Raw genomic sequence first — 20,716 nt, 5'->3', positions numbered from 1 at the left:
GCCAATCGACTCAGGGACGACGACGGGTTCATGACAGCCGCTTCGGGATCGAGGGGAATGGAGCGAAAGGGAAGGGGCCCCCTTCTCCATCAAATCTAACAAGTTTCGTTGATCGGTCAACCCGCGCTCGGGGCCGATGCCCCTCCGCCGACACACCCTGGGGCGTCCCGGTTCGGGCCGAAAACGGCGCCCCTCCCAGGCTGTCGCCGCCGCCGCGCTCCCGAGCGCTCCGTCGGGGAAGCGGGGGTGTGTCGACCCCCTCGGCGGGGCCGATCGAGCGGGAGCCGGCACGGCCCCTGCTCCCCGTCGCGACGCCGGGGCCCCGCGATCGATTCTCGGCCGATCACCCCGCCATCGCTCGATTCCTCGGCCCCGCCTCGTCCTCCTCCCAGAAGAAGTAGTCGATGCTGTTGGCCGGGTCGCGCCGGACCCGGTTCTCGACCAGCCTCAGGCCGTGCTGCACCCAGTGCGCCGCCAGCCGATCGTCTCGGGCCGCGGCCGTCGGGAGGGTGAACGCCGGCTCGAAGTCGACGCGGTAGGTCCCCATCGGCTCGATCGAGCAGTACATCGGCACCACCGGCACCCCGGCGTGCGCCGCCAGCGTCACCCAGGTCGAGGAGAAGGCATAGGAGCGGCCGAGGAACTCCGCCGTCGCGTTGGGCGGGGTCGGCCAGCGGACGTCGGAGGCGATCGACAGAACGATCCCGGCACGCAGGACCCGGGCGGCCCGGAGGATCGCCCCGGCGGCCTCGGCCGGGTTGGCCTTTCGGGAGACGAACAGGCGGGCCTGGCCGAGCGGCCCGTCGAGGGCAAACTGCTCGGCCATCAGCCGGGAGATGTGCCTCGGCCGCTCGCCGAACATCCGCCAGGGGTAGCCGTGGCGGATGATCCAGTAGGCCCCCACCAGGTGGGCGCCGAAGTGGTTGGCCAGCAGCAGGGCCCCCCGGCCTCCGGCGGTCGCGCCGTCGAGGTGCTCTCGCCCCTCGATCCGGAAGACCCCCTCCAGCTCGGCGTCGGTCCGGCCGTCGAGCAGGAGATCCCTCGCCCGGGACCGGATCAGGTTCGCCGCCAGCTCCGGGCCGACGGCCGAGGGGTCCCACGGCTCTCCGAGGGCCTCGGCGTGCTGTCGGATCGCCTCGAGGATGCGATTCCGGGTCGAGGGGACCAGCCGGTACTCCCACCGGCCGAACTCCCCCACGGCCCGCAGCGCCGCCCTCGGCGGCAGCCGGCGCAGCACCGGCAAGGTCGCCCGGAGGATCCCCTTTCTCGTATTGAGCCCGCGACGCCCCATGCTCGATCGCCCCCGGCCGCGACGGATCGGAAGGAAGACGGATGGCCGATCGTGAATGAACACTGGCGGATGCGTGATGCCGAACGCCCGGGGGGGGAGGCCCGCCGGCCGGGATCGGGTTCCGAGCGGGAGCCCTCCCGGCCACGATTGCCTCCTGCCGCCGTCGGCCGCCTGGCCCCGGCATCCGACCGCCTCGATCCCCATCACCCGCTCAGGCCGCCTGCGACGCCCGACGCTCGGCGACGTAGGCCACCAGGTCCCCGACCGAGACGATCCCGGTCAGGTCCTCCTCGTCAATCACCACGCCGAAGGCGTCCTGGACCTCGAGGAAGACGCTGACCAGATCCAGCGAGTCGACCCCCAGGTCGTCGACCAGTGTGGAATCGGGCGTCATGGGAACCTCGGCGTCGAGCTTGACCACCGACCGGATCAGGCCGCACACCGCGTCGAAGAGCTGGGGATCAGGCATCAGTCCACCTCCCGAAGACCAGGGCGTTGTTCGTCCCGCCGAAGCCGAAGGACGCCGAGAGGACGCGGTCCAGCCGCGCCGATCGGGCCTGGCCCGGCACGAAGTCGAGGTCCAGCGCGGGGTCGGGGCGATGGTTGATCGTCGGCGGGATGACCTGCTCGCGCAGGGCCCTCACGCAGACCGCCGCCTCGATCGCCGGCGCCGCCCCCAGGGCGTGGCCGACGGCCCCCTTGATCGAGCTGACCGGCAGGTCCTTCGCCTTCTCCCCAAAGACGGCCTTCACGGCCTCCGTCTCCACGCGGTCGTTGACCGTCGTGCTCGTCCCGTGGGCGTTGTAATAGTCGATCTGCTCGGGGTGGAGCCCCGCGTGAGCGATCGCCAGCTCCAGGCAGCGCCGGACTCGATCCGGGTTCGGCTGCGCGACGTGGAAGCCGTCGGAGTTCGTCGCCCAGCCCAGCAGGCCGGCGATCGGCCGCAGGCCGAGGCGACGGGCCGCCGTCTCGGTCGCCAGGATCAGGATCCCGGCCCCCTCGGCCATGAGGAACCCGGCGCGGTCGGCGCTGAAGGGGCGGCTGGCCTGCCCGGGGTCGGTTTCGGCTCGGTCGCCGGGCTTGCGGCCCATCAGGGCCTTCATCGTGACGAAACCGTTGACGATCTCCGGCGTGAAGGCGCTCTCGCTCGCGCCGCAGACGGCCAGATCCGCCTCTCCGGCCCTCAGCAGCAGCGCCGCGTGGGCGATCGCGTGCCCCCCGGTGGCGCAGGCGTTGGCCGGGGAGAGGCTCGGCCCGTGCAGGCCGAGCTGCTGGGCGACCTGCCCGGCGGCTTGATTGGCGATCAGCCCCGGGACAAGATAGGGCCCGGTCGCCAGCGTCTTCCGGCCGGCGGCCCGCCTCGATTCGGCGTGGTAGAGGTCCATCCCTCCGAGCCCCGAGCCCACCACCACCGCCACGCGGTCGCTCGGCAGCTCGTCCCGGACCCGGTCCAGTCCCGCCTCGGCCCAGGCCTGGCGGGCGGCGAGGAGCCCGAAGTGCACGAACCGGGAGCCCAGCCGGGCGATCGTCGGGTCCTCCCGATCGGTGCCGGGGCCGACCCCCTCGACCAGGCCCGCGATGTCCTGCAGGTACTGGCCCGGGTCGAGCCGCTCCGGGTGCCGGGCCAACCCCGACTCTCCGGCGACGAGCCGCTGCCAGGTCCGATCGAGGTCGGTCCCCAGGCACGTCACCGCCGCGTGGCCGACCACGACGATCCGATCCGACGCCATCCGCTCCCTCCCGGTCGGTTCCGTCCGTCCCGAGCCCCCCAGCCCGCTTCGATCCGATCCGATCCCGAGGGATCGATCGGCCCAGCCAGGGAGCCTCGTCGCGAAGGGGATCGATCGCTCCGCCCGCCCGGAGGGCTCGATCTGCTCCCCCGCCCGGATCCGTCCCGGCGGGAGCCCTCGGCGCGTCGACGACGGTGCGGGCTCGGGCCCGGCCGATCGACCGACGCGGGTTCTAACACTTCGAGGTCGTTTCGGCCATGCAACTTGTCAAATTTCTCGACGGCCCCGGCTCCCAGCCCTCGATCGGCCTGCTCGACGGCGATTCCGTCCGCCCCCTGCGCGGCTCCCGCCGCCTGTCCACCTTCCTCCACGCCGCCGATCCCGCCGCCGAGGTCCATCGCCGCCTCGACCCCGCCGCCGATCCCCTCCCCCTGCACGCCGCCATGCTTTTGCCCCCCATCGACGACCAGGAAGTCTGGGCCGCCGGCGTGACCTACATCCGCAGCAAGCAAGCCCGGCAGGCGGAGTCGGAGACCGGCGGCTCCTTCTACGACCTCGTCTACTCCGCCGACCGCCCCGAGCTGTTCTTCAAGGCCACCGCGAGCCGGGTCGTCGGCCCCGGCGACGTGATCCGGGTCCGATCCGACACGTCCTGGTCCGTCCCCGAGCCCGAGCTGGCCCTGGTGATCGACGACACCCTCCGCCTCGTCGGCCTGACCATCGGCAACGACGTCTCCGCCCGAGACATCGAGGGACGCAACCCCCTGTATCTCCCCCAGGCGAAGGTCTACGACGCGTCATGCGCCCTGGGCCCGGCGGTCACCCTGCTCTCCGCCGTCCCCGACCCGGCCAACCTGACCATCGCCCTCGAAATCCTCCGGGACGGCTCCCCCGCCTTCCAGGGGGAAACCTCCTCCTCCCGCCTGGCCCGCCGCCTCGACGAGCTGATCTCCTGGCTCGGGCGAGACCAGGTGTTCCCCGACGGCGTCATCCTGATGACCGGCACCGGCATCGTCCCCCCGGACGAGTTCACCTTGCAGCCTGGCGACGTGGTCCGCATCGCCATCGCGGGGCTCGGCGTGCTGGAGAACGTCGTCGCCCCCCGCTGACGGGCGGAGCGAAGGGGGAAGAGGGGGGCCCTCGGCCGGATCGGCCGGATGTCGCCTTCCGGACGACCGGCGGTTCCTGCGCCGCTTGTCTCGGAGAATTGGGCCGGATCGCGGTCGTCCGGCGCCCATATCCCTGGGGAAGCGGTGTTCAACAGAACGCCGAGCCTCCTCTGTCCCGGCCCGATCCCCCGGTCGGGGGATCGGGTGGCCGCAGGCCGGGCGCGGGGCCTCGGGACGATCGGGGGGGCGCCAACCGATCACGGACCCTCCGGGAGGAGGTCGCGAGGGCCGCTCGAAGCCGGAGCGGCACGCGGCGATTCCCCGGCGGCTGGCCGGGAAAGGCCGATCCCTCGGAACGTGGCGAGCCGGAGCCTTCCGATGCGATTCGAGACCCGGATCCGAGCGATCTTGCTGGCGGTGCCGGTCGTGGCGATCAGCGGGGTCGCCAGCTCGGGATCCCTGCCCTGGTCCCGAGGCCCCGGCCCGACCGGGCCGCCGGTGGCGAAGGTCCAGCGCGTCGACCCGGATGCCCGGTTCACCCTCACGGTCCCCGGCCAGGTCAAGAGCGGCCGATACACTCTGATCGAGTGCGAGATCGAACGCATCAACGGAGCAGGCCTGAACCTGGGGTCGTCCTCCTCCTCCGGCCGCCGCTCCTCCCGGTCGCAGGCCGCGACGGGGCTGACGCTCATCAGCCTCGTCCCCGAAGGGACCGATGTGACCGCCGGCCAGATCCTGGCCGAGATCGACCCGTCCAGCTTCGAGGAGATCGCCCGGCTGCTGGAAATCCGGGTCGAGGAGGCGAAGGCCGAGGAGGCCAAGGCGAAGCTTGAGCTGGAGGCCGCCGAGATCGCCCTGGCCGAATACCTCGAAGGCCTCCGGCCGCAAACGATCATGCAGCTCAACGGGCAGGTCGCGCTGGCCAAGTCGCAGCTCCAGCAGCTTCGAGACCATCTCGACTGGACCAACCGCGTCCTGCCGCTGGGCTACGTCTCGATCGCGACCATCCGAGACGAGCTGATCGCCCTGCTTCAGGCCGATCTGGCGCTCGGGCAGGCCGAGCGGTCGCTCCGGGACTACTCACGCTACACCGAGCCGAAGATGACCCGGCAGCTCCAATCGCGGCTCGAACAGGCCCAGGCCACCCACCTTTTTGCCGTCCGCCGTCGCGAGCTGGAGGAGGAGCGGCTGGCCACGGCCGAACGCCAGTTGGAACACTGCCGGATCCGGGCCCCCCACGACGGCCAGCTCATTTACTGCTCCACCCGGGACGGCGATCCGATCCGACTGGGGCTGGAGGTCTACCGAGGCATGGACCTGTTCCTGCTGCCGGACCTGGACCGGCCGATGATGGAAGCCCAGGTGAACCAGACCCAGGTCTGGCGGATCTCCGAGGGGATGGAGGCCCGGGTCCGGCTCGATTCCCGGCCGGAGCTGGTTCTGCGCGGCCGGGTCGTGCAGGTGTCTCCCTTCGCCGAGAGCACGAACCGCCTGACCACCTTCACCGGCGTGATGCGCTACAACGTCCTGCTCGAACTCGAGGCCCGGGAGCGCCTGCTGCCCGGCCTCAGCGCCGAGGCGGCGATCCTGGTCCCCGCCGTGCCCGACGCCATGACCATCCCCTCCGAGGCCCTGGCGGTCGACCGAGGCGAGACGTACTGCCTCGTCCTCGGCCCCTCCGGGGTCGAGCGGCGTCCGGTCGAGGCGCTGCCCGGCTCCATCGACCGCCTCCAGGTGGTCAACGGCCTCTCCGAGGGCGAGGAGGTCCTGCTCGGGCCCCACGACCCCTCCTCGGTGCCGGTCCCGGAACCGTCTCGGCCGGGCCGATCCGACGCTTCGGAAGCCGCCTGATCCCCTCGAGCGCTCCCGGCGCTCCGGGAGAATCAGCCTCCCCGACGGCGGGCCGGGTTCGTCCCCGAGTCGGGAATCGTGACCGCCACCTCCGCGTCGAACAGGAGCCCGGGATCTCCCCGGCCGGCGAGGGTCCTGAGCAGCGTCGCGATCGTTCTCGGGGCGATCCCCTCGAACAGCGGCTCGCCCCCGATCGAAACCGAGATCGGCCGGTCCAGGTCGGCCATGCGATCGTCGAGCCGGATCAACAGCGTCGACACCCCCTCCGCCTCGGTGAGGTGGATCTCCTGGCCGTCCCGGGTCGCGACAACGATCGAGCCGAGCGTCGCGTCTTCCGGAGGGACCGCGAGCCAGTAGGAACGCTCATGAGGGGTGCCGGTCTGCTCCCAGATAACCGTCTGAGGCACCGGGTTCCGGGAGAACTGGGCCATCCACGGCAGCGCGACCCGGTCCTCCCGGTCCATCCAGTGGCCCTTGCCCTCGTAAATCTTGACGAAGTGCTCGTATCCGCCAGGGTCGGCGGCCTGGAGGGCATCGAGCCGATCGCCGTAGGCTCGGGCGACGGTGTTGCGGTTGTAGGCCGAGTCGTCGCCGCCGACCTGCAGCGCGAACGGCACGTTCCGCAGCGACCGCACCGAGACGCCGTTCGGATGCCCGGCCATCATCGCGGCCGCCGCCCAGCGGTCGGCCATCCTCGGGGCAAGCTGGTACACGCCGTCGCCGCCGGCCGAGTAACCGAGCAGGTAGACCCGGTCGGGGTCGACCCCCTCCAGGACGATCAGGTTCTCGATGAGCCGGCCGAACATCCGGTCGATGTGAGGCTCGTGCCAGAGGTTCCACGTGTTCGTCGGCGCCCGGGGGGCGAGGTAGATCCCTTCCTCCACCTCGTAGAGCGTCTTCTGGTTCTCCCACTGCCGGTCGTTCACCCGGGCCGGCGCGTGGCCGCCGCCGTGCATCGAGATGAAGAGGCTCCAACCGCGATCGGGCTTCTCGCCGAACCTGGTGAAGGAGAACGGCATCGCCAGCTCCCCGTCCTCGATCACCCGGCGCTGGATCTCCTCGGCCCGATCGCGGCGGATCCGGTCGGCGTGCGCCTCCCACACCAGGGATCGGGCCTTCTCCGCATCCGCCCTGGTCAGCGGCACCCGGGCGAAGGGGGCGTCGACAAGGTGGTCGAGCGATCCGGGGCCGGCGCCGATCGCCTCCCGGAGCTGCTCCACCGCGTCGGCCGAGGCCGGGGCATCGGGCTGCCCGGCCAGCGTCGGCGCTGCGATCAGGAGCAGGGGCCAGGCGGTTGCGCATCGAGGAACCACGGGAACACCTCCGGCGGGAAGGCGAGAAGGCGGGGGAGGGCTTCCTCGGCCCCCGGGGGCCCGCTCCGGAGGGCGACGTTTCGACCACCACCCGGGGCCCCGCGAACCCCGCCCGCCGGGCGTCCCCGATGGTCGAGCCGAGCGCGTCGTCGGGAGAGCCGGCCTCCGCCCCGGGTCGAGGCCGGCGGTCGCGATGACCTCGGAGACGGGAGGGGGAGGCGTCGGTGTCGCCCCCCCGGGGGAGCCTCGGGCGACGGCCCGGGCCGGGGTCATCGAGCCGACCCCGGCCCGGGTCGGCGAGCACGAGGGGAGCCCGGCCGGAGTGCCGGCGATCGGGGCCCCTCGGCGGTGAGGGTGGATCGGGTCAGCTTTCGTCTCCCTGCCGGAGCTGGGCCAGGACGCTGAAATCCTCCAGCGTGGTCGTGTCTCCGGTGGAGTCGACGCCGGCGGCCACGTCGCGGAGCAGGCGGCGCATGATCTTGCCGGATCGGGTCTTGGGCAGGGCCTCGGTGAATCGGATCACGTCGGGCCGGGCCAGGGCGCCGATCTCCTTGACGACGTGAGCCGCCAGCGCCTTCTTCAGCTCCTCCGAGGGCTGCTGGCCCGATTCGAGGGTGACGAAGGCGGCCACGGCCTGGCCCTTCAGGTCATCCGGCTTGCCGACGACGGCGGCCTCGGCCACGGCGGGATGGCTGACCAGCGCCGACTCGATCTCCATGGTCGAGAGCCGGTGGCCGGAGACGTTGAGCACGTCGTCGACCCGGCCCATGATCCAGAAGTTGCCGTCGGCGTCCTTGCGGGCGCCGTCTCCGGTGAAGTACCGGCCGGGGAACATGGACCAGTAGGTCTGCTTGTAGCGGTCGTCGTCTCCCCAGAGGGTGCGGAGCATCGACGGCCAGGGCTTGGCGATCGTCAACAGGCCGCCGTGGCCGTCGGGCACAGGGTTGCCCGACTGGTCGAGCACCTCGGGCACGATCCCCGGCAGCGGCCGGGTGGCCGATCCGGGACGGGTGGGGGTGGCGCCGGGCAGGGGGGAGATCATGATGGCGCCAGTCTCGGTCTGCCACCAGGTGTCGACGATCGGGCACCGCCCGCCGCCGATCGTCTCGTGGTACCAGATCCACGCCTCGGGGTTGATCGGCTCGCCGACGGTCCCCAGCAGCCGGAGGCTCGACAGGTCGTGCCGCTGCGGGAACTGCTTGCCCCACTTCATGAAGGCTCGGATGGCGGTCGGGGCGGTGTAAAGGATGGTGACCTTGTGGTCCTCGATGATCTTCCAGAACCGGGCCTCGTCCGGGAAGTTCGGCGCGCCTTCGTACATGACCGCCGTGGCGCCGTTGGAGAGCGGGCCGTAGACAAGATAGGTGTGCCCGGTAATCCAGCCGATGTCGGCCGTGCAGAAGTAGACGTCGTCTTCCTTCAGGTCGAAGACGAGCTTGGTCGTGTAGGTGGCCCCGAGCAGGTAGCCGGCGGTGGTGTGCAGGATCCCCTTCGGCTTGCCGGTCGAGCCGGAGGTGTAGAGGATGAACAGCGGGTCCTCGCTGTCCATCGGCTCGGGGGGGCAGTCGGTCGAGGCCCCCTCGGCCAGTTCGTGCCACCAGCGGTCGCGGCCGTCGACCATCGGAACGTCCTCGGCCGTCCGCTTCAAGACGACGACCGACTCGATCGTCGGGCAGTGGTCGACGGCGCCGTCGGCGTTGGCCTTCAGGGGGACCACCTTGCCGCGCCGGTAGCCGCCGTCGGCGGTGACGAGCACCTTGGCCGAGCAGTCCTGGATCCGACCGGCCAGCGCCTCGGAGCTGAACCCGCCGAAGACGACCGTGTGCGGCGCCCCGATCCGGGCGCAGGCCAGGCAGGCGATCGCCAGCTCCGGCACCATCGGCATGTACAGGGCGACCACGTCCCCCTTCGTCACGCCGAGGCCCTTGAGCACGTTGGCGAACCGGGAAACCTCGTCCCGGAGCTCCTTGTAGGAGATCGTCCGCTCGTCGCCGGGCTCCCCGACCCAGATCAGCGCCGGCTTGTCGGCCCTCGGGCCGTCGGCGTGGCGGTCGAGGCAGTTGGCCGCCACGTTCAGCCTCCCGCCGAGGAACCACTTGGCGTGCGGCGGGGTCCATTCGAGCACCGTCGAATAAAGCTCGATCCAGTCGATCAGCTCCCGGGCCCGCTCATCCCAGAAGGCTTCGGGGTCCTGCTCGGCGCGATTCCAGAGCTGTTCGTACTGCTCGAGACTCGAGATATGGGCGTGGCGAGCGAAGTCCTTGGGGGGCGGGAACACGCGGTTCTCGACCAGGACGCTGTGGATCGAGCCCTCACCGCTGCCGCTCGCTGATGCCATGATCGTCGCCTCCGCGGGCCGGGACCGTGTCCGCTCCCAGGGGAGCGGCGATGCCCGGGTGTTCAGGTCGAGTGGAGAGCGCCTGACCGCGGCGGGGGGGGATCGGGTCGGCCGGCGGTCGGGCGGAGTTGCGATCTTATGAAGGGGGATCCAGGCCCGTCAACCGCCCGCCGGCCCAGGCCCGGCGCCGCCGAATGGTCTTGCAAAGCTTCGCGTTGCGTTGGAAGATACTCCCCGGCCTCACCCGATCGGGCTGATCCCTCCCCCGGCCCTTCTCTGAGGAACCTGGCCCCAGGTCGACCTGAATGAATCGCTCGATCAAGACCGCGGCCGCCCTCGTCGGCGGGTTCGTGCTGTTGAGCTTCGGTGTCGTGGTCGTCAACCAAACGGCCGGCGTCGTCTCCCTCGCCGGGGAGGTCCACCCGGCGCTCGGGAAGGTCACGCTCGTCGTCCTGATCGGCTCCTTCGCGGCGATGGTCGGTGTGCCGGTCGTCATGTACGTCCGCCTCCCCCGATCGCTCGACCCCCCCCCGAACGAGGACGACCCCGCCTTCGCCCCCCACCTGGAGGAACTCCGGGCCCGGGTGGCAAGCAACCCGATCGTCACCGTCCCCCCGGCCGAACTGGCCGGGCGCGAGGGCCTGGAGCGGGCCATCGCCCAGCTCGACGCCCGGGCCGACGAGATCGTCCGCAGCACCGCCTCGGTCGTCTTCCTCTCGACGGCCGTCTCCCAGAACGGCCAGTTCGACGCGATGATCGTCCTGGCGGCGCAGTCCCGCATGGTCTGGCAGATCGCCCACCTCTACAGCCAGCGGCCGACGGCCCGAGACATGGCCCGGCTCTACGCCAATGTCGCCGCCACCGCCTTCGCCGCCGGGGCGATCGACGAGATCGACCTCAACGAGCAGCTCCAACCGATCCTCGGCTCGGCCATCGGCTCGATGGCCGGCGTCATCCCCGGCTTCCAGACGGCCGCCAACGTGCTCGTCCACTCGGTCCTCTCCGGCACGGCCAGCGCCTACCTGACGCTCCGCGTCGGCCTGATCGCCAAGCGATACTGCGGCGCCCTGGTCCTCCAGCCCCGCCCGGCGATCCGCCGAGCCGCCTCGGCCGAGGCCGCGAAGATGCTCGGCCGCATCGTCGCCGAGGGCACGGGCCGGATCTCCAGCGCCATTTGGGCGGCCGTCCGGGAGAAGGGCGCCCAGACCGTCGACGGCGTCAAGGACCGGGTCGTCACCTCGTACGACAACCTGAAGGGCTCGGTCATCGCCCGGGTCGCCAGCGTCTCCGAATCGGCCCGGGGTGCCGGCGACTCCTTGTTTCGACGCTTCCAGCGATCCACCGGCCAGGCCGGGCCCGAGGCGTCCGCCTGAGGCCCCTTCTCCAGCAACTCCAGGCAGCTTCGGGATGATCTCCTCGTGAGCATGACGACCCGACACGTCCTGAGCGTCGGCCAGTGCGGCTTCGACCACTCCTCGATCTCCCGGTTCCTCCGGCAGGCCATCGGGGCGAGGGTCGAGCCTGTCCCCTCGTCCGAGGAGGCCCTCAGCGCGCTTCGGGCCGACCCCTCCCGCTACGACCTCGTGCTCGTCAACCGGGTCTTCGACTCGGGGGGCTCCGGGATCGATCTGATCCGGTCGATCCGACAGGACGCCGCGCTGGCCGGGGTCCCGGTCATGCTCGTGAGCGACCATCAGGACGCCCAGCGGCAGGCCGTCGCGCTCGGCGCCCTGCCCGGCTTCGGCAAGTCCCAGCTCGGCGACCCAACAACCGCCGATCGCCTCAAGGACGCCCTCGCCTGCCCCGGCGGGTCCTGATCCGATGCCGGGCCCCGGTCTGGGCCTTGGCCTTGGCCTTGGGGCCAGGGGACCGACCCCGAGCCGCTCGTCCCCTCCTCCGGGAGGGAAGGGCCCCGGGCTGACCGAACCGCGATCGGGGAGGACGAGGGACCCTCGGGGGGGCGGAGATCGGGGCGATTCCGGCCACCCCTCCCCGAAGGTCGGTCGTTCCGGCCAAGCAGCGCTTGGGGATCAGCGGATCCGAAGCTCGAACGGCAGGATCAGGACGGCCGGCTCGCGCTCGACGAGCCGACGGAACGCCTCGGCCCGAGCGGCGATCGACCGCACCGGCTCGGGCAGCGCGGCCTCGATGCCGACGCCCGGAGCGCGGAGGCCGGTCCCCTCGAACGCCTCGGAGAGCGCCTCGAAGATCGACTTCGGCTCGGGCAGCACGAGCCGCTCGACCTGGGTTTCCGGGGCGATCCCGGCCAGCTCCTTCGCCCGGGCGATGGCGTCGTCAAGCGTGCCCAGCGCGTCGACCAGGCCCAGCTCCTCCGCCTTCCGGCCCGAGTAAACCCGGCCGGCGGCTAGCGTCTCCAGGGCCTCATCCGTCATCTCCCGGCCGTCGGCCGCCTTGGAGACGAACTGGCGGTAGGTGTCCTCCATCAGGGCCCGGACGGACCGCTCCTGCTCGTCGTTGAACGGGGAGAAGGGGGAGAACAGCGCCCCGTTCTCGCCGACCGTGACCGTGTCGGTCGTCACGCCGACCTTCTCCAGCAGCCCTCCCAGCGCGAACTTGCCGCCGACGACGCCGATCGACCCGGTCAGGGTGCCCGGCTCGGCATAGATGGCGTCGCATCCCATGCTGATGTAATAGCCCCCCGAGGCGGCCGTGTCGGACATGCTGGCGACGACCGGCTTCTTCGCCTCGACGACCGCCCGCCAGATCAGGTCGCTGGCCAGGGCGCTGCCGCCGGGGGAGTCGACCCGGAGGACGATCGCCTTGACCGTGTCGTCCCGCTCGGCCCGCTGGATCTGCTCGACGATCGTGTCGGAGCCCAGCACCGCCTCTCCCAGGATCGATCCCGGCGACGACTTGCCCGGCTGGATCACGCCGGTGGCGTAGATGACGGCGACCTTCGGGGCCTTGGACTCCCGAGCCGTCTTCCCCTCGCCGGAGAGCTCCTGCAACAGCTTCATCAAGCCGGCGAAGCCGGAATAATCCTCCGGCTCGGGCTCGCCGTACTTCTTGTCGAGGGCGACCGTCTCCACCCCGAGCTGCTCGGCCAGCTCGTGGGAGACCTGGTCGGGATAGGCCAGCTCGTCGACCAGGCCCACCGCGACGGCCCGGTTCGCCGTATAGGGGCCATCGTCGACCAGGGCCCGGGCGACGGCCGGATCGAGGCCGCGTCCCTCGGCGATGGCGTTCACGAGCAGGTCGAGCTCGTCGGTGAGCACGGCGGTCAGCTCCTCGCGGAACTCGGCGCTCATCTCGGTGCGGGTGTAGGGCTCGGCGGCTCCCTTGTACTGGCCGACTTGCAGGTAATCGGGCTGGACGCCGAGCTTGTCGAAGAGCCCCTTGAAGAACGTCACCTCGGCCGCCAGGCCGGAGAGCATCAGCGAGCCGCTCTCGGGCATCACCACGCGGTCGGCGGCCGAGGCGACCCAGTAATCGGCGTTGGCCGCCATCTCCAGCAGGGCGACCACCGGCTTGCCGGAGGTCCGGAACGCGGCGATCGCCGATCGCAGCTCGTTCGCCTTGCCGGGGCCGACGGCCAGGTCCCGGAAGCGGAGGACCAGGCCCTTGACCTCGTCGTCCTGGGCGGCCGTCGCGATCCGATCCAGCACGGTGGGCAGGTTCGCTTCGATCGGCGATCCGTCCAGGCCCAGCGGGGAGGGGGCCTCGTCCAGCGTTCCCTTGAGCGTCAGGTCGACGATCTTCGGCGGTTTCGGGGTTTCTTTCTTTGTCTCCTCGGCGGCGGGCTTGGCCTGTGCTCGATTCGCCTCCAGCTCCTGGAGCGGGGAGGGGGGGGAGGCCCAGGCCGGGGCCAGCAGCAGCATCCAGGCGGCGATCGCTCGATTCATCGGGGAGGGTGCTCCGGGGCGTTGAGGGCGGCCCTCGGCCGGGGCCGGCGACGGCTTCCCGAATCGGGCCGGGGCTCGGGCTTTGGATCCGGTACCGTGCTATGGTAATCAGAATCGGCGATCGGGTAGATTAGGGCCCGGCAGCCGGGGACGGAGGTCGGGGGGCGTGAGTGGCTCCCCCAGCGCCGTCCGTTCGGCCGATCGTGACGCTCCGGGGGAAGCCCCCGCGCGGCAGATCCGCGATCCCGAACCCCACGCCCCGGAACTGGCTTCGAGGAGCTCGCCCCCATGTCGCAAGGTCCCCGCCAGCGACTCCAACTGGAGACGATCGACGACGTGGTCGTCGTCAGCTTCACCGACAGCAAGATCGTCCAGGATGAGGTCATCCAGGAGGTCGGCGATCAGCTGTACAGCCTCGTCGACGAGCAGGGGCACTCGCGGCTCCTGCTCAACTTCGGCAACGTGATGTACCTCTCCAGCGCCGCGCTGGGCAAGCTGATCCAGCTCAAGAAGAAGGTCGGCGCCGTCAAGGGGGTGATGAAGCTCTGCTGCATCCACCCGGACCTGCTGGAGGTCTTCAAGATCACCCGGCTGGACCAGGTCTTCCCGATCTACAAGGACGAGCAGTCGGCCCTCGACTCGTTCTGAGTGAGCCCCCTCCGCCCCGCCCTCGGGTTCCCCGCGCGCAGGCCCCTTCCGGCCTGCCCGGGGGGAATGCACCAGGACCGGGCGTCCGCCGCTCCGAGGGGGCCGGCCCGCGCGGGGGCCAAGGACCGCGCACCTCGACACGGAGGCCGCTGTGAGCGACCCCGCATCGACCCCCATGATGCAGCAGTATCGCGAGCTCAAGGCCCGCGACCCCGACGCCCTGCTGCTCTTTCGCATGGGGGACTTCTACGAGATGTTTGGCGAGGACGCCGAGCGCGCCTCCGCCCTGCTCGGCATCGCCCTGACCAGCCGGGACAAGGGCCCCGACGCCATCCCGATGGCCGGCTTCCCCCACCCGGCCCTGGAGTCGTACCTCGCTCGGATCGTCGCCGCCGGCCTCCGCGCCGCGGTCTGCGAGCAGGTCGAGGACGCCCGGTTCGCCAAGGGCCTGGTCCGCCGCGAGGTCGTCCGCGTCGTCACCCCCGGCACGCTGACCGACGACGCCCTGCTCGACCCCCGGGCGGCCAACTACCTGGCCGCCGTCGTCGAGCGGAAGGGGAAGCTCGGCCTGGCCTGGGTCGAGCTTTCGACCGGCCGCTTCTGCCTCTGCGAGGTCCAGCGCCGGGAGCTGCTCGACGAGCTGGCCCGGCTCGACCCGGCCGAGGTCCTCGTCTCCGAGACGGCGCTGGACGCCCCCTGGGTCCGCCTCATCCGCCAGCAGGCCCCAACCCTTCCCGTCACCTGCCGCCCCTCCTGGGACTTCCAGCCCGAGGAGGCCCGAGGCAAGCTCTTCGATCACTTCGGCGTCACCACCCTCTCCGGCTTCGGCCTGGACGACGACGCCGTCGAGGTCGCCGCCGCCGGCGCGTTGCTGTCGTACCTGAGAGACACCCAAAAGTCGGCCCTCGGGCACCTCACCCGCCTGGTTCCCCACCGCCGGGGCCGCACCCTGCTGCTCGACGAGACGACCAGGCGCAGCCTGGAACTGACCCGCACCCTCCGCGAGGGGAAGCGCGAGGGCTCCCTGCTCGCCGTCGTCGACCGCACCTGCACGCCGATGGGGGCCCGACTGCTCTGCGAGTGGCTCACCGCTCCGCTGACCGACCTGGAGGCGATCACCCGGCGCCACGCCGCTGTCGCCGAGCTGCTGGCCGACCCCGCGCTGCGGGCCGACCTTCGCGCCGCCCTCGACCGCGCCCACGACCTCGAACGCCTCGCCGCCCGAGCCGCCACCCTGCGGGCCTCTCCCCGGGACCTCTCCTGCCTGGCGAAAACCCTCGGCCTGCTCCCCCGGATCAAGGCCAGGCTGGCCGAGCGCGGCTCCCCCTTGCTCAACGAGCTGGAGCAGGCCCTGGAACTCTGCCCGGAGATCCGGGCCGGGATCGAGCAGGCCCTCGTCGACGACCCTCCCCTCGCCCTGAAGGAGGGCGGCCTGATCCGGGAGGGCTACCACCCGACGCTCGACGAGCTTCGCGAGATCGCCCGGGGAGGCAAGTCCTGGATCGCCCGATACCAGGCCGAGCAGGTCCAGCGCACCGGCATCGGCGGGCTGAAGGTCGGCTTCAACAAGGTCTTCGGCTACTACATCGAGATCACCCACGCCCAGGCCGCCGGCAAGCGGTTGCCCGACGACTACGTCCGCAAGCAGACGATCAAGAACGGCGAGCGCTACATCACCCCCGAGCTGAAGGAGTACGAGGACAAGGTCCTCCGCGCCGAGGAGCGGGCCCGGGACCTCGAATACGAGCTGTTCGTCACCCTCCGCGACCGAGTCGCCGCCGAGGCCCCCCGGCTCGTCCAGGCCGGGGCCGTGCTCTCGCAGATCGACGTCCTCTGCGGCCTCGCCGAGCTGGCCGCCCGGCACGGGTACTGCCGGCCCGAGATGGTGTCCGACCCAGTCCTCGACATCGAGGACGGCCGCCACCCGGTCCTCGACGCCCTGATGCCCCACGGCGCCTTCGTGCCCAACGACGTGGCCCTCGGTCCCGACGACGGCCTGATCGTCATCCTCACCGGCCCGAACATGGCGGGCAAGAGCACCTACATCCGGCAGGTCGCCCTCATCGCGATCCTCGCCCAGATGGGGGGCTTCGTCCCCGCCAAGTCGGCCCGGATCGGCGTCGTCGACCGCATCTTCGCCCGAGTCGGCGCCTCGGATGAGCTGAGCCGGGGCCAGAGCACCTTCATGGTCGAGATGACCGAGACGGCCAACATCCTGAACAACGCCACCGCTCGATCGCTCGTCATCCTCGACGAGATCGGCCGGGGCACCAGCACCTTCGACGGCGTCTCGCTCGCCTGGGCCATCGCCGAGCACCTGCACGATGTGGTCGGCTGCCGCACCCTCTTCGCCACCCACTACCACGAGCTGGTCGACCTGGAGCACTCCCGCCCCCGGCTCCGGAACCGGAACGTCGCCGTCCGGGAGCGCGACGGCGAGGTCGTCTTCTTGCACCGGATCGTCCCCGGCGGCGCCGACCAGAGCTACGGCATCCACGTCGCCCGCCTGGCCGGGGTGCCGGCCCCGGTGCTGGAGCGGGCCCGGGCGATCCTCGCCTACCTCGAGCGTCACCACGGCACCGAGCAGCTCGACGGCGCCGGCGACGTCTCCTCCCCGCCGGCCCCCTCGCCCTCCGGCCCCGACCCGAGGAAGGTCCAGACCGGACGGGCCATCCAGGGCAGCCTCTTCGCCGCCTTGCCCGACCCGATGCTCGACGAGCTGCGCGCCGTCGACCCCTCCCGGCTCTCCCCGGAGGAGGCGATCACCCTCCTCCGACGGCTCAAGGAGCTGGCCGGACCCTCCTGACGGCCGGACGGAGACGGAAGGTACCGATCGCCGATCACCCGATCCGGGTCCCGGGGGCGGGGCGACCCGGAGTCAACAGGCCCGCCCCCGAGACCGGGAGCGGCTCAACTCGCCCCCGGCCTCCCGGCGATTCCCCTCGTCCGGCGTCCTCGCCAATTCGGCTCGGATCAGCGTCCCGAGGCCGAGTCGCGGCGAGGCGGAGCACGGTCGGCGGGCACCTCGATCGGGGGCAGGTCGCCCTGGAGATGGCGGTCGATCATGCCGATCAGCCCGATCAGGTCGGGCTCCCCTCGCCAGGAGCCAGTTCGCCGTTCCTCCGCCGAGAGCGCGAGCAAGGCCCGAGCCACGCGTCGGATCTGTTCCTCGGGAGAGATGACGACGCTCACCAGAGGCATCCTTGATGAAGGGGGGAGGAACGTTTCGATCGTATCCGCACTCGAGGCCGGATGACAACCTTGAATCCCCCGCCGCTGGGCCCGCGAGGCGGTGGTCCCGATCGATCGGGCCCGCTCTCGGCCTCTCCTGGAGTTGGGAGGGGCCGCGGCGGCTCCACCGCCGGTTTGAGCCAGCGGGGTTCCGGCATCCGATGGCTCGGCCTCGAGGGGCCTGGCCGGGCGATCGCTTCCGGGGCCGCCCCGCCCCCGTCCCGGATTACTCCCGATTCCGGTCGTCGGTTCCGGACGATTCCCGGGCGAGCCGACGCTCCTCCGCCAGCCGGATCAGGAACGGGTCGACGGTTCCCTGGGCGTTCGCTCGCAGGGCGGCGGCCGTGGGGTCGTCCCGGTATCGCTCCGGGGCGAGCTCGGGGAGGACTCGGTTGTAGAGCAGCGTCACCGACCCCTTGGGCCGCGAGCCCCGGTGCTGCTCGATCGACCGGATCGCCTCGGCCAGCGGCTTCCCCTGGACGACGAACTGGTAGATGCCCCACCAGGCCGGCGTGCGGTCCATGCAGCCGTGGCAGTGGACGAGCACCGGCCAGGCGTCGGGGTCGGTCGCCAGGCGGAGCGTCTCGTCGAGGAAGTCGTCGGCCTGCTCGGCGGAGTCGGGGCTCCGGATGTAATGGATGCCGTGCCGTTTGGCGAAGGCGATCTCGGCGTCGAGGTGAGGGCTGCGCAGGCCGGGCAGGTCTTCCTGGAACAGGTTGATGATCGTCTTGAACCCATGACGGCGGTGCGCCAGTTCCAGGCCTCTGCCGTGAGGCATGGCGCTGATGTAGATCCTCCCCGGCTCGATCTCCCGAAGCCGCTCCAGCGGCCGGTGGTACCAGATCACCCCCAGGCCCACCTGGACCAGGCCGACCAGCAGGCCGGCCGCCGCCGCTCCGATCGCAAGCCTCGCCAGCCTCCGGGGAGGCCAGGGCGGCAGGGCCCGGAGCATGGCCGACAGGAACAGCCAGAGGCCCCCGATCAGCGCCCATCGCGTCCCGTATCCGGGAGGCCCCACCTCCGGCCAGCCCGCCAGCCGGACGGCGATCAGCACGGCGGCCGTCCCCAGCAGCGTCCCCCTCCCGTCCCTCCTGACCCGGGCGATCACCAGCGGCAGCGCCCGGCGTCCCGTCGCGATCGGGACCGCGATCATCGCCCCGACGATCACGGCCGCCAAGCCGACGGCGGCCCTCAGCGCCGCCGGCGCCTCGGCGTCGCCGATCACCCGCCAGCCCAGGCCGTGCCAGCCGTCGAAGGTGGGCCAGGGGTTCGCGGTGAACCAGAAGGCGGCGAGGGCCAGGCCGAGGCCCGAGATCCAGAGCGAGCCGGCCGGTCCCCTCCGGATCGCCCCGACGCCGGCGACCGCCACGCAGGCCGAGGCGAGGTACATCGCCACGCGGTCGAGCGTATCTCCCGGCTCAGCCAGGCGATAGGTGGCCGGCGGAAAGGCGCTGAAGGTCGGGCGGACGACCTCGGGAAACTCCTGGTCGACGTCGTTTGGGAAGTCGACCAGGTGCCAGGCCCCCACCCCCATCGCCAGCAAGAGGACCGCCCAGGGCCAGCCGTGGGCGAGCCATCGGGAGAGCCCCGCCCGGGGGCGGGCCGGCGATGCGGTTCCGGGACGCATGGGTGATCCTCCGTGATCGCCGGGCGCGGCGGGCCGGTTCGTCCGAGATTCCGAGGGGACTGACGCGGTTGCGGGCGTCGAGGAGCGTCGGGATCGAGCCTCCTCCGGGTCCGGGTCCGGGTCCGGGTCCGGGTCCGGGTCCGGAGGCGACAGTTGCCGGGAGCGACACCACATCCGGGCCTCCGGGCAGTCCCCGTCGGCGGTTCCCCTGTCCGAACCGATCGGAACGGCGGCCGGCCGCGGCCATCGTTCGATCCCGGATTCCGGCGATTTTGGGCTCCGGCCTTCGCATCGTGACGAGGGGAGCAGTTGCGCCGATGTCCTGTTGGGTCGGGAGGGGGGGGGGAGGGGCCCGGACAACGTCGAGGGTGTTGCCTTGCCAGGGGCCCGGTCGACCGGCCTCCTCTTCCCTTTGTTCTACGGCTGGAGGTCGATTGGGCAAAGGCCAATCCGATCGGGGTCACGCCCCCGAGGCCGACGGCGCCGACTCTCCCGCCAGGGGGGGGCGTCTCTCCCCTTCCGCCGTCGAGGGGCCGACGATCGGAGGGTTCAGGAAGTGCCGCTCCACCATCCAGAAGAACCCGCAGCTGATCCCCACCGCCGCGAGCGAAACGACCGGCACCGTGATCAGCGCCCTCGGCCAGAACCCGGTGATCCCCAGCTCATACAGCCCGAAGGTGCCGACCGTCGTGACCGGCAGGTGGTACAGGTAGACGCTGTAGCTTCTCCGGCCGATCGCCTTCAGCGGGGCGATCCAGCGCCAGCCGACGATGCGGTCGTCCCGGTCGCGCAGGACGATCAGCGCCAGGCCGAACAGGGCCGTCACCCCCGTCGAGTGCGCCACCGGCTGGTTCGGGATCCGGGCGGTGAAGCCGACCGCCGCCAGGCCGACGAGCATCAGCTCCACGGCCCTCCTCGCCCTCTCCCCCGACGGCACGTTCAGCCGCCAGTAGACCGCCAGCCCGACGGCGAACTGGTGCCAGAGGTCGACGAACGTGCCGTCGAGCCGGTGGATCATCCCCACGTCCGCCGCCGCGACCCGCACCAGCACGATCGCCAGCGTCAGCCCTCCCATCGCCTCGTACAGCCGTCGCGAGCAGAGCACCAGCATCAAAAAGCAGAGGAAGTAGAACTGCTCCTCATAACAGAGCGACCAGGCGACCCGAGTGAAGATCTCCCTCGGCCCGCCGCCGATGAGGTGCCGCCACGATTCGGTCAGCGTCACGTTGCCGAACCACTGCCAGGCGTTCAGCTTCTGAGGCAGGATCAGCTCCAGGCCGTACGGCGAGTGGCAGCAGAGCAGCCGCTCCAGGCCCAGCCGCTGCAACCCGATCGTCACCAGCAGGAACCACCCCAGGGCGGCCCAGTACGGCGGGTAGATCCGCCAGAGCCGGCGCGCCACGAACCGGGCCGACGACGACCCCCGCCTCCTCGTCGCGTCGACGCTCGCCGCGATGCAGTAGCCGCTGATGACGAAGAACAGCGGCACGCCCAGGTCCAGCCTCCTCAGCACGGCGTTGTACGCCCATCCCGCGGTCGCCAGCGGCCCTCCGCCCCCCTTCGGCGATTCCCCCGCCAGCAGCGCGAACCCGGCGTGGTGGACGACCACCATCAGGCAGGCCACGCCCCGGAAGACGTCGAGCAGCGCGTAGCGCGGGTTTCGGACGAGCGGGGGCAGATCCATCAGTCGGTCGGTTGCTCGATCCCGTTGGCTG

Annotated in this window: 15 protein-coding genes; 6 read left to right on the top strand and 9 right to left on the bottom strand. The window is 71.4% G+C overall.

Going from position 1 to position 20,716, the window contains the following annotated elements:
* Window positions 1-343 precede the first annotated feature (343 nt).
* From TsocGM_RS18065 to TsocGM_RS18055, 3 genes are all read right to left on the bottom strand, one after another.
* Window positions 344-1,291: a lysophospholipid acyltransferase family protein gene (locus tag TsocGM_RS18065; protein ID WP_126726865.1), complete on the bottom strand. Its 948-nt coding sequence runs from the start codon at window positions 1,289-1,291 to the stop codon at window positions 344-346.
* Between the two features lie 211 nt (window positions 1,292-1,502).
* Window positions 1,503-1,760, bottom strand: coding sequence for an acyl carrier protein (locus TsocGM_RS18060; RefSeq protein WP_126726864.1), 258 nt, complete (start codon window positions 1,758-1,760; stop codon window positions 1,503-1,505).
* Window positions 1,753-3,021 carry a beta-ketoacyl-[acyl-carrier-protein] synthase family protein gene (locus tag TsocGM_RS18055; protein ID WP_126726863.1) on the bottom strand — a complete coding sequence of 423 codons (1,269 nt, stop codon included), beginning with the start codon at window positions 3,019-3,021 and terminating at the stop codon, window positions 1,753-1,755. The genes TsocGM_RS18060 and TsocGM_RS18055 overlap by 8 nt, the downstream gene beginning before the upstream one ends.
* A gap of 257 nt (window positions 3,022-3,278) precedes the next feature.
* Here TsocGM_RS18055 and TsocGM_RS18050 point away from each other — a divergent pair, with 257 nt between their 5' ends.
* Together TsocGM_RS18050 and TsocGM_RS18045 are read left to right on the top strand one after the other, a co-directional pair.
* Window positions 3,279-4,130: a fumarylacetoacetate hydrolase family protein gene (locus TsocGM_RS18050; protein WP_126726862.1), complete on the top strand. Its 852-nt coding sequence runs from the start codon at window positions 3,279-3,281 to the stop codon at window positions 4,128-4,130.
* Between the two features lie 378 nt (window positions 4,131-4,508).
* Complete coding sequence (locus TsocGM_RS18045; RefSeq protein WP_158633618.1) at window positions 4,509-5,981, top strand: efflux RND transporter periplasmic adaptor subunit; 1,473 nt, start codon at window positions 4,509-4,511, stop codon at window positions 5,979-5,981.
* Window positions 5,982-6,013: 32 nt separating this feature from the next.
* On the opposite strand, the gene TsocGM_RS18040 is transcribed toward TsocGM_RS18045, so the two are convergent.
* On the bottom strand, window positions 6,014-7,294 hold the full coding sequence (locus tag TsocGM_RS18040; protein WP_126726860.1) for an alpha/beta hydrolase family protein: 1,281 nt from the start codon (window positions 7,292-7,294) through the stop codon (window positions 6,014-6,016).
* 364 nt (window positions 7,295-7,658) lie between these two features.
* Complete coding sequence (gene acs / locus TsocGM_RS18035) at window positions 7,659-9,632, bottom strand: acetate--CoA ligase (RefSeq protein WP_126726859.1); 1,974 nt, start codon at window positions 9,630-9,632, stop codon at window positions 7,659-7,661.
* A 305-nt stretch (window positions 9,633-9,937) separates the two neighbouring features.
* Between acs and TsocGM_RS18030 the strand changes: the two genes are divergently transcribed.
* Window positions 9,938-11,005: a DUF697 domain-containing protein gene (locus TsocGM_RS18030; protein ID WP_126726858.1), complete on the top strand. Its 1,068-nt coding sequence runs from the start codon at window positions 9,938-9,940 to the stop codon at window positions 11,003-11,005.
* Window positions 11,006-11,050: 45 nt separating this feature from the next.
* Window positions 11,051-11,449 (top strand): hypothetical protein, encoded by a 399-nt coding sequence (locus TsocGM_RS18025; RefSeq protein ID WP_391732737.1) that lies wholly within the window; start codon window positions 11,051-11,053, stop codon window positions 11,447-11,449.
* Window positions 11,450-11,662: 213 nt separating this feature from the next.
* Here TsocGM_RS18025 and sppA read toward each other — a convergent pair whose 3' ends face one another.
* A complete protein-coding gene (sppA, locus tag TsocGM_RS18020; protein WP_126726857.1) occupies window positions 11,663-13,495 on the bottom strand; it encodes a signal peptide peptidase SppA in 1,833 nt (610 codons plus the stop codon).
* 288 nt (window positions 13,496-13,783) lie between these two features.
* Between sppA and TsocGM_RS18015 the strand changes: the two genes are divergently transcribed.
* Both TsocGM_RS18015 and mutS read left to right on the top strand, forming a co-directional pair.
* The gene (locus TsocGM_RS18015) at window positions 13,784-14,143 is read left to right on the top strand and encodes an STAS domain-containing protein (RefSeq protein ID WP_126726856.1); all 360 of its coding nucleotides are present in this window, start codon (window positions 13,784-13,786) and stop codon (window positions 14,141-14,143) included.
* 175 nt (window positions 14,144-14,318) lie between these two features.
* The gene (mutS, locus tag TsocGM_RS18010) at window positions 14,319-16,949 is read left to right on the top strand and encodes a DNA mismatch repair protein MutS (protein ID WP_391732751.1); all 2,631 of its coding nucleotides are present in this window, start codon (window positions 14,319-14,321) and stop codon (window positions 16,947-16,949) included.
* Between the two features lie 167 nt (window positions 16,950-17,116).
* On the opposite strand, the gene TsocGM_RS18005 is transcribed toward mutS, so the two are convergent.
* The 3 genes from TsocGM_RS18005 to TsocGM_RS17995 form a co-directional block, all read right to left on the bottom strand.
* Complete coding sequence (locus tag TsocGM_RS18005; protein WP_126726854.1) at window positions 17,117-17,335, bottom strand: hypothetical protein; 219 nt, start codon at window positions 17,333-17,335, stop codon at window positions 17,117-17,119.
* Window positions 17,336-17,600: 265 nt separating this feature from the next.
* Entirely contained in the window at window positions 17,601-19,001 is a 1,401-nt protein-coding gene (locus TsocGM_RS18000; RefSeq protein WP_158633617.1) for a protein tyrosine phosphatase, read from the bottom strand.
* Between the two features lie 460 nt (window positions 19,002-19,461).
* Window positions 19,462-20,685 carry an acyltransferase family protein gene (locus tag TsocGM_RS17995; protein ID WP_158633616.1) on the bottom strand — a complete coding sequence of 408 codons (1,224 nt, stop codon included), beginning with the start codon at window positions 20,683-20,685 and terminating at the stop codon, window positions 19,462-19,464.
* Window positions 20,686-20,716 lie beyond the last annotated feature (31 nt).

It is taken from the genome of Tautonia sociabilis (assembly GCF_003977685.1).
Taxonomy (GTDB): domain Bacteria; phylum Planctomycetota; class Planctomycetia; order Isosphaerales; family Isosphaeraceae; genus Tautonia; species Tautonia sociabilis.
The sequence above is the reverse complement of the archived record's forward strand: the minus strand, read 5'-3'. Positions and strand labels throughout refer to the sequence as shown.